We start from the raw sequence: 17,432 nt of genomic DNA on the forward strand, positions 1-17,432 counted from the left end.
CAATAATAATAAAACTGTATCACTAAAATTATTAGATTATTCGTATTTTTACGGTCTTTCATCGAAACTTTAAAAATGATTTTTACGCTAGTTTCTACTTGACCGAGCACAAAAAGATATACAGCCTTGGTTCTTTTTATTCGTCTCGTTTCAGACACTTTACTTTGATTATCTGTAAAAACACATCTGTTTCTTTAGCTTTACATAAAATTTATATTTTACGCGTAAATATTCTTGGTTCAGACAAGAATATTTGTAATACCTATTTGAACAACAGCATTAACAGCTTATTTGATACATATTTCAAATATGTAAAAAAGTTGCCTAATTTTTCTTACTTTTCCCACTTTTCCTACTTTTCCTACTTTTTTTTTAGGTATTCAATTTGGATTATCTTAGATATATGATTATTTTTTTATCTTTTTATCATCAACTAATATGATGAGCATGATATTTATAAATTAAAACAAGAACAAATAAACAGCATAATTAAAAACTCAGTAAAGATAGAGTAATAAATTAATATTAAGTAGATTTTTTGAGTTAAATTTCTTGCCAATAAACAGTAATAATTGATACAAGATAATTTTTGCAAAAACTGATATTCATTACAACTTAAAAAAAAAATAATAGGGACAATGGGGGCAGAAGAAAAACCTGTTAATTTGCGCTCGGAGACGAATAATGGTAGCGATCGCAGAGAACGTTCAACATCGGCTAACTATACAAACTGTAGAAATTGCCCCTAATACAACGGCGATTCGCTCTCTTGATTGGGATCGCGATCGCTTCGATATCGAATTCGGACTGCAAAACGGCACAACCTACAATTCATATCTAATTAGGGGTGAACAAACAGTTTTGATCGATACTTCTCACCAGAAGTTTCGTGATCTGTATTTAGAGACTCTAAAAGGTCTTGTTAACCCTAAAACAATTGATTACATAATTGTCAGCCACACAGAGCCAGACCATAGCGGCTTGGTGGAAGATGTTCTTCAGTTAGCTCCTAGAGCTACCGTTTTAGCCTCAAAAGTTGCGCTTCAGTTTTTAGAAGGCTTAGTCCACGATCCATTTTCTAAGCGAGTTGTCAAAACCGGCGATCGCATAGATATAGGTAAGGGACACGAAATGGAATTCGTGAGTGCGCCTAACCTGCACTGGCCGGATACAATCTTTAGCTTTGACCGCAAAACCCAAATTCTCTACACCTGTGATGCTTTTGGGATGCATTTTTGTGACGATCGCACCTTTGATGAAGATTTAGAGGCGATCGAAGCTGACTTTAGATTTTACTACGACTGCTTGATGGGCCCTAACGCTCGTTCGCTGCTGAATGCAATGAAGCGGATGGGTGATCTTGGGAAGATTAATATTATCGCTAACGGTCACGGGCCGCTATTATACCATCATTTAGATGTTTTAACCGGGTGCTACGAAAATTGGAGCCAAAAGCAAGCTAAAGCAGAAACAACAGTTGGCTTGTTTTTTGTTTCAGATTACGGGTACGGCGAACGCCTTGGTCACGCAATTGCCGAAGGTATACTAAAAACTGGCATTGGCGTAGAAGTACTGGATCTGAGTACTGCTGAGAGCCAAGAAATTCAAGAACTAGCCGGGAGAGCATCTGGCATTATTATTGGTATGCCCCCGACTACTTCCGCCGCCGCCCAAGCTAGCATCAGTTCAGTGCTAGCTGTCGCCAAGAACAAGCAATTGATTGGGCTGTTTGAATGTTACGGTGGGGATGATGAACCCATTGATACACTCCGCAGACAATTTCTTGACTCTGGCATCAAAGAAGCTTTCCCACCCATTCGGATTAAAGAAGTTCCCAACGCATCTACATTCCAGTTGTGTGAAGAAGCGGGTAAAGACATCGGACAATTGCTGGTGCGCGATCGCAACATCAAGCAAATCAAGTCCCTTGATGTCAACATGGAAAAGGCATTAGGTCGGATTAGCAGTGGACTATATATAGTCACTACTAAAAAAGATGATGTCTCAAGTGCAATGCTGGCATCCTGGGTAACGCAAGCGAGTTTGCAACCCTTGGGATTAACAATTGCCGTTGCCAAAGACCGCGCCATTGATTCCTTAATGCAAGTAGGCGATCGCTTCGTCCTCAACGTTTTGGAAGAAGGCAATTATCAAGAACTCAAAAAACACTTCCTCAAGCGCTTGCATCCTGGTGCTGACCGCTTTGCTGGGGTAAAAACTCAAACCGCGAAAAACGGTTCCCCAATTCTAACTGATGCTCTGGCATACATAGAATGTGAAATCCAAAGCAGCATGGAATGCAGCGACCACTGGATTTTATATTGCACCGTCCAAGAAGGTCGTGTCTCCAAAAACGATGGATTGACAGCCGTTCGCCATCGCAAAGTAGGAAATTACTACTAAGAAATAGGGAATGGGGAGTGGGGAGTAGGGAGTAGGGAATAAATACGCAGGGGAGCTTATGAGCAGAGAAGAACTTGTACAAGTCTTTGCTCATTTCCCATTCTCCATTCTCGATTCCCGATTCCCGATTCCCGATTCCCGATTCCCGATTCCCGATTCCCCATTCTTTATTTAACAGCTATGACCAATTCCAAGCCACGCGACGTCCAAGTTCTACCAATTGCTACAAATACTAAGGCGATCAAAGCACGTAGTTGGTCACGTCTGCGGTTTGAAATTGAATACGCACTTGAAAGAGGTACTACCTCCAATTGCTATTTAATTGAAGCTGATAAAACCGCACTTATTGATCCACCGCCAGAAAGCTTTACCGAAATTTATTTAGAGGCATTGCGGCAGACTTTAGATTTACAAAATTTGGATTATATAATCCTGGGTCATTTTAGTCCCAATCGAGTTGCCACCCTCAAAGCAATTTTAGAACTGGCACCACAGGTAACTTTTGTTTGTTCTCTTCCCGGTGCGAACAATTTGCGTGCTGCTTTCCTAGATCAGGATTTGAAAGTCTTGGTGATGCGGGGGAAAGAAACTCTGGATTTAGGCAAGGGTCATGTTTTAAAATTCTTACCCACTCCCAGTCCACGCTGGCCAGAAGGACTTTGTACCTACGATCAGCAAACCCAAATTCTCTACACAGATAAGTTATTTGCAACTCATCTCTGTGGTGATGAACTGTTTGATGATAACTGGGAAGCGCTTAAAGAAGACCAGCGTTATTACTTTAACTGCCTGATGGCTCCCCAAATTCCTCATGTGCAAGCAGCTTTAGAGAAAATATCAGATTTGCAGGTGAGAATGTATGCTGTGGGTCACGGCCCCTTAGTACGCACCAGCTTAATCGAACTCACCAAAGCTTATGCAGAGTGGAGCCGTTCTCACAACGATCGCGAGATTTCTGTTGCCTTACTTTACGCTTCAGCTTACGGCAATACGGCGACTTTAGCACAAGCGATCGCTCTGGGGTTAACTAAAGGTGGAGTCGCAGTCAAATCGATTAACTGCGAATTTGCTACCCCTGATGAAATTCGCATCAACTTAGCACAGTCAGAGGGTTTTATCATTGGTTCTCCTACCATCGGTGGTCATGCGCCAACTCCCATTCATACTGCTTTAGGAATTGTGCTATCGAGTGGTGACAACAGCAAACTCGCTGGGGTTTTTGGTTCTTATGGCTGGAGTGGCGAAGCATTTGACTTAATTGAAGGTAAACTCCGGGATGCTGGATATCGCTTTGGCTTTGATACCTTGAAGGTGAAGTTTAAGCCTGATGATGTCACTCTCAAGTTCTGTGAAGAACTAGGTACAGACTTTGCCCAAGCACTGAAAAAGGCTAAAAAGGTACGCGTACCACAACAAGCGGCTACTCCAGTGGAACAAGCTGTTGGTCGCATCGTTGGTTCCGTATGCGTGATCACAGCGAAACTTGGAGAAGTGTCTACCGCAATGCTAGGCGCTTGGGTTTCTCAAGCCACCTTTAACCCACCTGGACTAACTGTTGCGATCGCCAAAGATCGAGCGATCGAATCTTTGATGTATCCAGGCGGTAAGTTTGCCTTAAATATTCTACCTGAAGGCAATCACCAAGACTACATGAAGCATTTCCGTAAATCTTTCGCGCCTGGAGAAGACCGATTTGCCAACTTTAGTACAGCAGTTGCAGATAACGGCTGTACCGTCCTCACCGACGCTTTAGCATATCTAGAATGCTCAGTCAATCAACGTATGGAATGTGGCGACCATTGGGTTGTGTATGCAACTGTGGATGAAGGTAAGTTACTCAAGCCTGATGCTGTTACTGCCATTAACCATCGCAAAACTGGCACTCATTACTAACTCTTTATAGGTACTCTCTAAATTAGGAGATTATCCTGCAATGCAACTCTAGCAGCATTTTTGCTACTTACTCTGTCTGCTAGAGATACAATCAATTGCGCTAGATGTTTACACATCTAATAAATCCACCTCTCACCCTCATGTGTAGGTGGATTCTTTTTTTTGTTAACTAGAAACCATTAAATAAAACTTGTATTTAATACGTTTAGAAATAAAAGCGACTGCATAAATGACTGATCTACATAATAAGTTCATACTTTTTCAGCATGATTTTACACTTAATTATTAAATAATTTAGTTCATAAAAAATATGATTAAGATAAGGTTGTGAAAATATTAAAATTTGATGTTGTGGGTACTTGTAATATTTCGTAAATCAACCAAAATATTTATTGCATTTAGCTAGTGGAAATAAGGAGATACTATTGAATAGAAGAATAAACGCGCAAAGTTTTGAACTTAAGCCGCTTGGGACATATTTAGTTGAAGCTGAACTAATCACTCCAGATGAATTAGACACAGCACTCAAGACACAAAAGTTGAGTGGTGAGCAATTGGGAGAAATTCTGGCAATGCATGGTTTTGTTAAGCAGCAAACTATTGAGTACTTCATGTCACACGTTGTATTGCCAGAGCGACACAAAATCCTAAAAAACAAGTCATGTTCAGACAATGGTAGGAGAAATCAGATATCTGTCGTCGAGTCAACGAGTTCTATAAAACCAGAAGATGCGAGCGCAGCGTTGCAATCATCGCATAAATTGAAAATCTATCTTTCTGCCAAAAAAACCCTCAAATTACTGCTTGGTGTAGTATTAAGCCTTGTTCTTCTCAGTCTCATTGCTAATTACAATGTCTACCATCTACCTGACTTCCCTGGCAGGGATACCTTTAGACTTCTATTCGACCTCAACAGCGAGGAAAATATTCCTACAATTTACTCTGCGGGAGCTTTACTATTTTGTTCCATTCTGCTAGAGATCATTTTCCAAGCTCAGAAGCTAGCTAAAAAGAAAAATTTCTTGTCATGGAGAAGATTGTCAATAGTCTTTGCTGGTTTTTCCTTAGAGGAATTGATCGGTTTTCATGAAAGAGTAACTCCGCTACTGCGAAGGACATTCAATACTAGTGGTTTTCTTTACTACGCTTGGGTTATTTTGGGTGCTATCTTCGTAATCGGGTTTTTGGTAGTGTTTGGGCGATTTGTCACTACTCTTCCTAGCAAGACACGACGCTTGTTTTTTATTGCTGGAACAATTTATGTAGCAGGTGCAATTGGTAGTGAATTGGTAGGCGGATATTATGAATCTTACTACACTCAAAATAACATCGTTTATACCTTCATAACGACTATAGAAGAGGTGCTAGAGATGCTGGGCATAATTGTCTTTATCTATGCGCTGTTGTCGTACATAGGTTGCAATATAAAAGCAATAGATATAGGAGTCCACATTAATGATTATAAAAAGTCAGACCAGCGGACTTAGGTCAAGCATAGCCAAATACAATCTTTTAGCCTTTTGTGCTTAAAAAGAGTTAGTTTTTGATAAGTAGCAAGTTGGGTGATTAGAACAATTATCTTTTTGATTATGGGATGGGCTTCTTGCCCGTCCCAATTTTTTGTCGAGATCAGAGTACGCCCAAGGAAATTTTTGCTATTAAGCCAATATGTTTTCACAATCGGCGAAAATATATTCCGCGATCGTAAAAAGAGATTGCTACTGCTCTGAGTGGTTTGGAAGCGATACCTTATTAAGAATGAACCATCACATAATTTGATTGGAATAAATCAAGCATGAAACAGCAAGGTGCAATTCTCTGGCTGACAGGGTTAAGTGGCGCTGGTAAAACAACTATCGCTCATGGTGTAGCCCAAAAATTGCAAAAGCGAAATTACCTAGTTGAAGTCTTAGATGGTGATGTCGTTCGCGCCCATCTTTCACAAGAGTTGGGTTTTAGCAAACAAGACCGAGATACAAATGTGCGTCGTATTGGCTTTGTTGCTAACTTACTCAGTCGCAATGGCATAATAACGATTGTTGCTGCAATCAGCCCCTACCGTGAAATTCGAGATCAACTCAAACAGACAACTACTAATTTTGTAGAAGTTTATATAAAAGCCCCACTTGCAGTTTGTGAATTCCGTGATGTAAAAGGACTTTACGCTAAAGCCAAGTTAGGACAAATAAAACATTTTACTGGCATCTCCGATCCTTATGAAGAACCATTAAATCCAGAAATTATCTGTCAAACTGATAAATTCACCATTGGGCAATGTGTTAACCAAGTACTTGACTATTTAGAATACCAAGATTTTATCTAGAACTAGCCATTTCAAGGTCTTATGTAATGGCTTGATTTGTAGTTTGCTCAATGGTGAAAATCTATTGTGTGGAGAATAGAAATCTTACTAAGGAAAGTGTTTGAACGAAAGAAAGCACTATGTCTCAACAGAATCAGATTCTAGCCCAGAAACACAGAATATCAATACACCTTAAAAGGGCTAATTTTAGATTACACACAAGATACTATTGTGTTACAAAACCATCTATTATTTTTAGAGGGTCTCCGACAATACTCTGGTAGATTTCTGAAATGAGGAACCATTGGCTATGAAATATATCGAGTGCGATCGCTCTGAGCAGATGACGGAACTACTTTTGCTGGTGCATTGTCTAGCTTACATCCAAGAGTAGGAGCATCGTGCTCTGCGGCGAAATTATTACCGACCGAATACCAGGTTATCAGGAGTCTAAGCCAAGTGAATCCTAATGACAGCACCATTAACAAACCATCTCTAGAAATCAATGCTTCTCGCCAATTTACCGCTTGGCTGTATGAGCAAAACCTGAGTTTGTCCTTCACTACCTATCAAGCAGGGAAGTTATTCTTCATCGGCTTGCAATCAAACGGCAAATTATCTGTATTTGAACGTAGCTTTGAGCGGTGCATGGGGTTGTATGCCAATGGCAACAGTCTCTACATGAGTTCCCTTTACCAACTGTGGCGATTTGAAAACATCATCCAACCTGGACAAAACCACCAAAGCTACGATGCTCTTTATTTGCCCCAGATGAGTTATGTGACGGGAGATTTGGATATTCACGACATCGCTTTGAGTAGAGCAGAAGAAAAAGATTTAAAATCACAAAGATTAGTATTTGTCAATACCCTATTTAGCTGTTTGGGAACAGTCAGTGAAACCCACAGTTTCGTTCCCTTATGGCAACCAACCTTTATCAGCAAGCTAGCTGCGGAAGATAGATGTCACCTGAATGGGTTGGCAATGCAGCAAGGAAAACCGAAATACGTCACTGCCGTCAGCCAGTCTGATGTGGGAGAAGGCTGGCGGGAGCATCGGGCAAATGGCGGCTGTGTCATTGACGTAGAAAGTAATGAAATCGTGTTGCAGGGGCTTTCTATGCCTCACTCCCCTCGGTGGCATCAGGAAAAACTCTGGCTGCTCAATTCAGGTGCGGGAGAGTTTGGCTTTGTCGATTTAAAGCGGGGAGTGTTTGAGCCAGTCGCCTTCTGTCCGGGATATCTGCGCGGTTGTGCATTTTATGGCGACTTTGCGGTAGTGGGAATTTCTCAACCCAGGCATAACAAGACCTTTAGCGGCTTACCTCTAGACGAGAAATTGCAACAGAAAAACGTTGAGCCTCGCTGTGGGTTACTAGTGATTGACCTGAGAAGAGGCGATATTGTCCATTCCCTGCAAATGGAGGGGGTAGTGCTGGAATTGTACGACGTAGTAGCACTTTTGGGAGTACGTCGTCCAATGGCGATCGGATTTCGCAGCGACGAAATTCGGCGGGTGATAACGGTGGGATCGGATCAAAACCAATAATTCAGAGGAATCAACAACAATGACAACTAATCCAGCAGTTTTCAACCTTTCTGACCTTGATGGCAAAAATGGTTTTGCGATCGCTGGCTCTAACCTAGGCTTCTCCAAAAGCAGTGCCGGAGATATCAACGGCGACGGCTTCGACGACCTAATTATCCAGGCACCTTATGCCTACTCCAAAGATCAGCAATCTGCTGGGGAAAGCTACGTAGTGTTTGGCAAGAGCAGTGGCTTTGGTTCAGTCCTCTCTCTCCCGTCCCTAGACGGCAGCAACGGCTTTGTGATCAACGGCATTGATCAGGGGGATAGCTCAGGCGGCTCTGTTAGCAGTGGCGGAGATATCAACGGCGACGGCATCGACGACCTGATTATTGGAGCGCCTTTTGCCAACCCCAACGGCCAGCAATCTGCTGGGGAGAGCTACGTAGTGTTTGGCAAGAGCAGTGGCTTTGGTTCAGTCCTCTCTCTCCCGTCCCTAGACGGCAGCAACGGCTTTGTGATCAACGGCATTGATCAGGGGGATAGCTCAGGCGGCTCTGTTAGCAGTGGCGGAGATATCAACGGCGACGGCATCGACGACCTGATTATTGGAGCATCTAGTGCCTCTCCCAATGGTCGGCAATCTGCTGGGGAGAGCTACGTAGTATTTGGCAAGAGCAGTGGCTTTGGCTCAGCCCTCAATCTCTCATCCCTAGACGGCAGCAACGGCTTTGTAATCAACGGCATTGATCAGGGGGATGGCTCAGGCGTCTCCGTTAGCAATGGCGGAGATATCAACGGCGACGGCATCGACGACTTGATTATTGGGGCATCTAGTGCCTCCCCCAACGGCAAGTTACTTGCTGGGAAGAGCTATGTGGTGTTCGGCAGCAGCAGTGGCTTTGAAGCTAACCTCAACCTCTCGTCCCTAGATGGCAGCAACGGCTTCGTAATCAACGGTATTAATCGAGGTGACCGCTTAGGTTCCTCCGTCAGCAATGCCGGAGACTTCAATGGTGACGGCTTTGATGACCTGATTATTGGGGCACTTTTTGCCTCCCCCAACGGCAAGTATGATGCTGGGGAGAGCTACGTAGTATTTGGCAGCAGCAGCGGCTTTGGAGCTAGCCTCGATCTCTCGTCCCTAGACGGTAGCAACGGCTTCGTAATTAACGGCATTGATCAAGGGGGCAGATCAGGTTCCTCCGTTAGCAATGCCGGAGACTTCAACGGTGACGGCTTTGATGACCTGATTATTGGGGCACCTTTTGCCAACAGCAACGGCAAGTTATATGCTGGGGAAAGCTACGTAGTGTTTGGCAGCAATAGTGGTTTTGGAAGGGTTCTCGAACTCTCCGATCTCAATGGCAGCAACGGCTTCGTAATTAAGGGTATTGATGTAGTTGGTTACTCAGGTGCCTCCGTCAGCAGTGCTGGAGATATCAATGGCGATGGCTTTGATGACCTGAGTATCGGGGCAACTGTTTCCTCAAACGGCCCAGTTTCGTCGAATGGAGAGAGATACGTCATTTTTGGCTTTGCGACTACTACAGATCCTAATCAGCCTCCAGTTGCAGGTATCGATACGGCTACCACCGACGAAGCCACGCCCGTTAACATTTCAGTCTTAGCCAACGACAGCGACCCAGATAGCAACCCCTTAGTGGTGACAAATGTCAATGGTAATACGGTGACTGTTGGCGCTCCTATTACCCTAAGTTCTGGTGCTTTACTGACTCTCAATGCTGATGGTACTTTTACTTACGATCCCAACGCTCAATTTGAAACTTTGGGTATAGGTGAAATCGGCAGCGATCGCTTCACCTATACTATTAGCGATCGCAGTTTTACCAGTACAGCTAGCGTCAATCTGACCATCAACGGGGTGAATGACCCACCCACCTTGATTTCTGCTATCAATTTATCTGACTTCAACGGCAGCAACGGCTTTGTCCTCAACGGTATTAACGCAAATGACAATTCAGGTTCCTCCGTCAGTAATGCCGGAGACTTCAACAGTGACGGCTTTGATGACCTAATTATTGCGACAAGAGGCGCGGGGGAGAAGTATGTAGTGTTTGGCAGCAGCAGTGGCTTTGGTGCTAACCTTCAACTTTCATCCCTAGATGGCAGCAATGGCTTTGTAATCAACGGCTTTGACGAGACTGGCTACTCAGGCAACTCAGTCAGCAGTGCCGGAGACTTTAACAGTGACGGCTTTGATGACCTGATTATCGGGGTAAGTGGTGCCGACCCCAACGGTCAGTTATCTGCTGGCGAGAGCTACGTGGTGCTTGGCAGCAGCAAAGGCTTTGGAGCTAGCCTCAATCTCTCGTCCCTAGACGGCAGCAACGGCTTCGTAATCAACGGCATTGCTCAGGGTGACTATTCAGGCGACTCAGTTAGCAGTGCCGGAGACTTCAATGGTGACGGCTTTGATGACCTGATTATTGGGGCAGTGAATGCCGATCCCAACGGCGAGTTAGTTGCTGGGGAGAGCTACGTGGTGTTTGGCAACAAGAGCGGTTTTAATGCCCAACTCAACCTCTCTACCCTCAACGGCACTAATGGCTTTGCCATCAACGGCATTGATGCGTATGACTTTTCAGGTAACTCAGTCAGCAGTGCCGGAGACATCAACGGTGATGGCTTTGATGACCTGATTATTGGGGCAAAGAATGCCGACCCCAACGGCAAGTCTGATGCTGGGGAGAGCTACGTGGTGTTTGGCAGCAGCAGCGGCTTTGGAGCTAGCCTCAATCTCTCCTCCCTAGATGGCAGCAATGGCTTCGTAATCAACGGCATTGATGAGGGGGACAATTCAGGCTCCTCCGTCAGCAATGCCGGAGACTTCAATGGTGATGGCTTTGATGACCTGATTATCGGCGCATACCGTGCCTCCCCCAATGACCAATTCCGTGCTGGGGAGAGTTACGTGGTGTTTGGCAGCAGCAACGGCTTTGGAGCTAGCCTCAATCTCTCATCCCTAGACGGCAGTAACGGCTTCGTAATCAACGGCATTGATGCACAAGACACTTCAGGCTTCTCCGTTAGTAGTGCTGGAGACTTCAACGGTGACGGCTTCGACGACGTAATTATCGGGGCCGATCAGTTTTTCTCTCCTGGAGAGAGTTACGTGGTGTTTGGCAGCAGCAGCGGCTTTGGAGCTAGCCTCAATCTCTCATCTCTAGACGGAAGCAACGGCTTCGTGATCAACGGCATCGATGAACGTGACAATTCAGGCAACTCAGTCAGCAGTGCTGGAGACACCAATGGCGACGGCTTTGATGACCTGATTATCGGCGCAAAATATGCTGGAGAGAGCTACGTCATCTTTGGCTTTGGGGCTAAGGCTATCACCAAAGAAGATACTGCTGTTAACATCTTTGCTAGCACCATTGTAAGTAGATATACAAAAGATATTGATGGCGATGTTTTAACCATTAGTGGCTTCACCAGTCCTGCCAACGGCGCACTGACCTTCAACGACAACGACACTCTAAAAGATGCCAGCGACGACTACTTTATCTACACCCCCAACGCTAACTATAAAGGCACTGACAGCTTTACATACACTGTCAGTGACGGCAATGGCGGCACCGTTACTGGTAATTTCAACGTGGAAGTTAAGCCAGTCAATGATGCACCCCTTGCTGTCAATGATATTGTTACCGCTGCCAAAAATACTGCTGTGAACATTCAAGCTAATACCCTGCTGGCTAACGATCGCGACATCGATAGCACCAGTCTCAGTATCAATGATGTCACTGATGCAACCAACGGTACTGCGGTGCTGAGAAATAACGGTACTCCCAACAACTCGGCAGATGATTTCATCGTATTTACCCCAAATTGCGGGTTTAGTGGTGCGGCCAGTTTCAACTACACCATCACTGATGGTCAACTCACCAGCACTGCTAAAGTTACTATCCAAGTGGGCGATCGCCTTTTTGGTGGCAACGGCAATGATTTCCTCCACGGCACTCCTGGTAATGACTACCTCAATGGCGGCAATGGTAAAGACAAACTTTACGGTGATAATGGCAAAGACACCCTCAATGGCGGCAATGCTAACGACCTTTTGTGCGGTGGTCTTGGTAGCGATATCCTCACAGGTGGTAATGGCAAGGATAAATTTGTCTTCGCTGCTGGAGAAGGTACTGATATTATTACCGACTTCTGCAAGAGCAACGATTTGATTGGCTTGTCTGGCGGTCTGACTTTCAATCAACTAAGTTTCACTGGTAACAATATCATAGTGACTGCTACTGATGAAATCTTGGCAACGCTGGCTGGCATCAGTACCACAACGCTCACTGCCGCTAATTTCACTAGCGTCTAATATTAAAATCGGGGAGCAAGACCTTGCTCCTCTAAAAAATCAATAATTATCGTAGAATCAGGCTTCTCGTTAAATTAACTATAAATTCACAGTTAGTAACAGAAAATACATTTTTTTTGCAAGCTATAATTCGATACCTCAATGCCACACTACCCGATTTACTAACAGACTCCCAAGTTAAAATTATGGATAGCAATGCGATCGCTTCCAAAAGTTTTGCAACAGATGAATTGACTATAGGAGCGTACAAATCTACGCTTCTACAAAGGTATCTATACCAGGAATACCGTGAAATAGGATGACTTATCACGAGATGTGAAATCAGAAAAGTGGTATGGGCAATTTCAGTATTAAAGCGGAAACAACATAAATTCACTTCCTGAAATTCAGCAATTGCCACCAGGACAATTGTAAAAACGCAGTGTAGCCTTTAACTAGAAAAACAGTATTAGGCAATTGCTAGACAAACTGCCAAAGATGGCCACTAAACTTTTATAATATTTGTTGTTCTTATGACTCCAAAACACACCAAAATTCAATTTCCCCTTTGGCAGTATCTGAACCAGCCTTTATTTAGTCACGATACGAAATTAGTATGGAATCCCCAACGCTTTGCATTGATCTGGCGTCTTCGACTTCTAGAACGTTGCTGGACTAAAGAATGTGATGCCAAAGGGCCTCAACAACATTAGCTACTTGAAAAGCCGTAAAACTAAGCCTCGTCTACAGAACGAGGCTTTTTACCGTCAAGTAAAGCACTAACAGTCATGTCTCCCATGACATTAATCGCAGTGCGGCAGCGATCCAAAAACCAGTCTATGGTAACTAGCAAAGCAATATATTGGGTAGGTAAGCCCACAGAAGTGAACACCAGTGTCATCGTTACCAGTCCAGCATTAGGAATATTCGCCGCACCTACGGATGCAAAAATCGAGGTAAGGATGACAATTAACTGCTGTCCCAAACTCAGATGTTGCCCAATTAGTTGAGAAATATACAACGCAGACATTGCTTCATAAAGGGCAGTACCATCATTGTTAAAATTTGCTCCTACTAATGCTCCCAAGGCAGCAGAAGATTCCCTTAAACCGACTTTTGTTTGCAAAACCTCAAAGGTTATGGGCATTGCCGCCGCAGAGGAAGAAGTTGAGAAAGCTGTCAAAAAAGCATCAGAACCACCAGCTAAGAATTTTAGCGGGTGTACCCAAGAACCAAATTTTACTCTGGTGAGATAGTAGCACGCCTGCAATGCCAGTGCTAACAGCACTGCCACGATAAATGCGCCCAAAGATTTAAACGGTGCAAAACCTTGCATAGCAACTGTTTTAGCAACAATCCCAAAGACTGCGAAAGGTACTAAGGCAATTACCCAGTTGAGGACACCGACTACCGCTTCAAACAAAATCCCGATGACATCCTCTATCGGCTGGTATGCGTTTTTACCTTGGGCAATTTGTTCAGATTTTAATCCCCGCAGGACGATGCCAAAACTCAAGGCAATCACAATTAGTTGAATAACATTATTATCAACTAATGGCTTAAGGACAGCTTCCGGTACAGCATCTTTGAGTATTCCCCAAGGATCAAGACTCTGAGTAGTTATTTCTGTACTTGTTGAGGTGGCTACATTGCCCCAAGTCCCCGGACGCAGAACATTTGCTACGAAAAGCCCCACTAAAATAGCTACAGTAGTGTTAGTTAAAAGTAGCACTGCCAGTCGCCGTCCGACTGTACCAGGGATATTCGTAGTCATTAAAGTATGCAGCACCGCTACCAGAATCAACGGCGTAGCTAGGGCGCGGAGAGCCTTTAGCACCAATTCAGCCGGAATTGCTAAATTGTTGATTAAGGTGGCATTGCTGGGATTGGGATTCCCCCCACCAAGGGCAATTCCAACACTGACTGCGGCTACTAGGGCGATGAGAATTTGCAATGTGAGAGGGATACGCTGCCACCAAGGGCGAGCTTTGGTTTCAGGCGAAGTAGTACTCTCTTTTTGACTCATTAGTTAGATGCTGATTAACTGCTGTAACTATTAAAACAACACTGATGACAGTGACAATTTCGGAAAAAGAACAGCTTTAATTTTGGGTAAAAACTGCTAATGTAATATTCCGTTGCTTTGCAAAATCTGGCTTGAAAGGGTATACCACAAGGTAGGCCCCTAGAGATATCTTGGCTTGTGGTTGGAGATGCTTATGTCCTTTGTCCCTTTACATATTCACAGTGACTACAGTCTACTTGATGGAGCAAGTCAGCTACCAGAGTTGGTGAATCAAGCGATCGCACTGGGAATGAAAGCGATCGCTCTTACCGATCATGGTGTCATGTATGGAGCCGTTGAACTGATAAAAATCTGCCGTAGTCAAAATATTAAGCCGATTATCGGCAATGAAATGTATGTAATTAACGGCGATATTGAAAAACAAGAACGCCGTCCCAAATATCATCAAGTTGTTTTAGCTAAAAATACCAAAGGTTACAAAAATTTAGTTAAAATAACCACAATTTCTCACCTGAAAGGTGTTCAAGGCAAAGGGATTTTTTCTCGTCCTTGTATTAATAAAGATTTACTCAAACAATATCATGAAGGCTTGATTGTCACCAGTGCTTGTTTGGGTGGAGAAATTCCCCAAGCGATTCTCAGTAATAGACCAGATGCAGCCCGGAAAGTTGCTCAGTGGTATAAAGATGTATTTGGTGATGATTATTATCTAGAAATTCAAGACCACGGCTCCCAAGAAGACCGGATTGTTAATGTTGAAATAGTGAAAATTGCTAGGGAGCTAGGCATTAAAATTGTTGCTACTAATGATTCTCATTTTATTTCTTGTTTTGATGTTGAAGCCCACGATGCTTTGCTATGTATTCAGACAGGGAAGCTAATTATTGAAGATAAGCGAATGCGTTATAGCGGCACTGAATATCTCAAATCTGGTGAGGAGATGCAGCAGCTATTTCGTGATCATTTACCGGATGATGTAATTGCCGAAGCTGTAGCCACTACTGAAGAAGTGGCCGATAAAGTCGAGCCTTACCATATTATGGGTGAGCCTCAGATTCCTACTCCCCCTATTCCTTCCGGTCATACTGCTGATACTTACGCCGAAGATGTTGCATGGAGTGGACTTTTAGAACGCTTAAATCGCAAATCTCGTCAGGAAGTTGATTCCGTCTATAAAGAAAGATTGGAATACGAACTGAAAATGATTCAGCAGATGGGTTTTTCCAAATACTTTTTAGTTGTATGGGACTACATCAAATTTGCTAGGGATAATAATATTCCTGTGGGGCCAGGTCGGGGTTCGGCAGCTGGTTCGTTAGTTGCCTATGCAATGCGAATTACTAACATTGATCCTGTACATCATGGGTTACTATTTGAGCGCTTTTTGAACCCAGAACGGAAATCAATGCCTGATATTGATACAGATTTCTGTATTGAACAACGGGATAAAGTTATTGAATATGTAACTGAGAAATATGGTGCAGACAGAGTTGCCCAAATTATTACTTTTAACCGTCTAACTTCTAAAGCAGTTTTGAAAGATGTCGCCAGAGTATTGAATATTCCCTATGGGGAAGCTGACAAAATGGCGAAATTAATTCCTGTGGTGCGAGGGAAACCAACGAAACTCAAGGTGATGGTTTCCGATAAAACTCCAGAACCAGAGTTTAAAGACAAATATGATAAAGAACCCCATGTTCGCCATTGGCTTGATATGGCGATGCGAATTGAAGGAACTAATAAAACATTTGGTGTTCATGCAGCAGGCGTGGTAATTTCTGCCGATCCACTTGATGAAATTGTGCCGCTACAGAAGAATAATGACGGTTCTGTAATTACCCAATATTTCATGGAAGACTTGGAATCAATGGGTTTATTGAAAATGGACTTTCTGGGTTTACGGAACCTGACGCTGATTCAAAAGACTGTTGATTTGATTCAAGAAACAAGAGGATATCGGGTTGATCCTGATGAAATTCCCCGCCAGGAAAGAAAAGCCCAAAGGATATTAGCTAAAGGTGAACATAGCAGTCTACCAAAAGATGTCCAAAAAACTTATGAGTTATTAGAAGCAGGTGAGTTAGAAGGAATATTTCAATTAGAATCTTCTGGAATGCGTCAGATTGTACGAGATTTGAAGCCTTCTAATATAGAAGATATTTCTTCGATTTTGGCACTTTATCGACCGGGGCCATTAGATGCGGGACTGATACCTAAATTTATTAACCGCAAACATGGCCGAGAAAAGATTGATTATCAACACCAAACTCTGGAACCAATATTAGACGAAACTTATGGGATTATGGTCTATCAAGAGCAAATCATGAAAATTGCTCAGGATATGGCTGGATATTCTTTAGGACAAGCTGACTTGCTGCGGCGGGCGATGGGTAAAAAGAAAGTTTCTGAGATGCAAAAGCAGCGAGAAAAGTTCGTGGATGGCGCAGCGAAAAATGGTGTTCAGAAAAAAGTTGCGGATGAATTATTTGAGCAAATGTTAAAGTTTGCTGAATATTGTTTAAGCTATGACACGGAAATATTGACAGTAGAATATGGATTGTTGCCACTTGGAAAAATTGTAGAAAAACGCATTGAATGTACTGTGTACAGCATTGATAATAATGGAAATATTTACACGCAACCTGTAGCACAGTGGCACGATCGCGGACAACAAGAGGTGTTTGAGTATTGTTTAGAAGATGGTTCATTGATTCGGGCAACAAAAGACCATAAATTTATGACTGTTGATGGTCAAATGTTGCCAATTGATGAAATATTTGAACGGGAATTGGATTTGATGCGAGTAGATGGTTTGCCGAATTAAGACGAGAGGCAGTAAAACTACAAATGAGAGCTAGAGAACTTTTATCAAGAAAGGCAGATAGCGCAGCGTTAGCGAGTCCGCGAGCGTCGGGCAGGAGGCTCAGTTGGCAGAAGGGAATTCTGGTTCCTGCTCACAG

10 protein-coding genes are annotated in these 17,432 nt (G+C 43.4%); 9 read left to right on the plus strand and 1 reads right to left on the minus strand.

The features are described from left to right. Positions 1–684: 684 nt before the first annotated feature. From VB740_RS20325 to VB740_RS20360, 8 genes are all read left to right on the plus strand, one after another. Positions 685–2,403, plus strand: coding sequence for a diflavin flavoprotein (locus VB740_RS20325; RefSeq protein ID WP_323201721.1), 1,719 nt, complete (start codon positions 685–687; stop codon positions 2,401–2,403). A gap of 180 nt (positions 2,404–2,583) precedes the next feature. Beyond that, entirely contained in the window at positions 2,584–4,296 is a 1,713-nt protein-coding gene (locus VB740_RS20330) for a diflavin flavoprotein (protein ID WP_323201722.1), read from the plus strand. Between the two features lie 425 nt (positions 4,297–4,721). Further along, on the plus strand, positions 4,722–5,783 hold the full coding sequence (locus VB740_RS20335) for a hypothetical protein (RefSeq protein WP_323201723.1): 1,062 nt from the start codon (positions 4,722–4,724) through the stop codon (positions 5,781–5,783). Positions 5,784–6,091: 308 nt separating this feature from the next. Continuing rightward, the gene (cysC, locus tag VB740_RS20340) at positions 6,092–6,619 is read left to right on the plus strand and encodes an adenylyl-sulfate kinase (RefSeq protein ID WP_323201724.1); all 528 of its coding nucleotides are present in this window, start codon (positions 6,092–6,094) and stop codon (positions 6,617–6,619) included. A 438-nt stretch (positions 6,620–7,057) separates the two neighbouring features. Beyond that, entirely contained in the window at positions 7,058–8,146 is a 1,089-nt protein-coding gene (locus VB740_RS20345) for a TIGR03032 family protein (protein WP_323201725.1), read from the plus strand. 19 nt (positions 8,147–8,165) lie between these two features. Further along, complete coding sequence (locus VB740_RS20350; RefSeq protein WP_323201726.1) at positions 8,166–12,467, plus strand: beta strand repeat-containing protein; 4,302 nt, start codon at positions 8,166–8,168, stop codon at positions 12,465–12,467. A 116-nt stretch (positions 12,468–12,583) separates the two neighbouring features. Continuing rightward, entirely contained in the window at positions 12,584–12,769 is a 186-nt protein-coding gene (locus VB740_RS20355) for a hypothetical protein (RefSeq protein ID WP_323201727.1), read from the plus strand. Between the two features lie 210 nt (positions 12,770–12,979). Continuing rightward, positions 12,980–13,159, plus strand: coding sequence for a hypothetical protein (locus VB740_RS20360; protein ID WP_323201728.1), 180 nt, complete (start codon positions 12,980–12,982; stop codon positions 13,157–13,159). A gap of 20 nt (positions 13,160–13,179) precedes the next feature. Here the strand turns inward: VB740_RS20360 and VB740_RS20365 are convergent, their stop codons facing one another. Continuing rightward, entirely contained in the window at positions 13,180–14,472 is a 1,293-nt protein-coding gene (locus tag VB740_RS20365) for a dicarboxylate/amino acid:cation symporter (RefSeq protein WP_323201729.1), read from the minus strand. Positions 14,473–14,665: 193 nt separating this feature from the next. Here VB740_RS20365 and VB740_RS20370 point away from each other — a divergent pair, with 193 nt between their 5' ends. Beyond that, positions 14,666–17,296, plus strand: coding sequence for a DNA polymerase III subunit alpha (locus tag VB740_RS20370; protein ID WP_323201730.1), 2,631 nt, complete (start codon positions 14,666–14,668; stop codon positions 17,294–17,296). The last annotated feature ends 136 nt before the right edge of the window (positions 17,297–17,432 follow it).

The sequence above is a fragment of the Nostoc sp. UHCC 0251 genome (assembly GCF_034932245.1).
Taxonomy (GTDB): domain Bacteria; phylum Cyanobacteriota; class Cyanobacteriia; order Cyanobacteriales; family Nostocaceae; genus Nostoc.

Coding starts and splice junctions, on each gene's coding strand:
- VB740_RS20325 (WP_323201721.1), top strand. CDS start 685: ATGGTAGCGATCGCAGAGAACGTTCAACATCGGCTAACTATACAAACT.
- VB740_RS20330 (WP_323201722.1), top strand. CDS start 2,584: ATGACCAATTCCAAGCCACGCGACGTCCAAGTTCTACCAATTGCTACA.
- cysC (WP_323201724.1), top strand. CDS start 6,092: ATGAAACAGCAAGGTGCAATTCTCTGGCTGACAGGGTTAAGTGGCGCT.
- VB740_RS20350 (WP_323201726.1), top strand. CDS start 8,166: ATGACAACTAATCCAGCAGTTTTCAACCTTTCTGACCTTGATGGCAAA.
- VB740_RS20360 (WP_323201728.1), top strand. CDS start 12,980: ATGACTCCAAAACACACCAAAATTCAATTTCCCCTTTGGCAGTATCTG.
- VB740_RS20365 (WP_323201729.1), bottom strand. CDS start 14,472: ATGAGTCAAAAAGAGAGTACTACTTCGCCTGAAACCAAAGCTCGCCCT.
- VB740_RS20370 (WP_323201730.1), top strand. CDS start 14,666: ATGTCCTTTGTCCCTTTACATATTCACAGTGACTACAGTCTACTTGAT.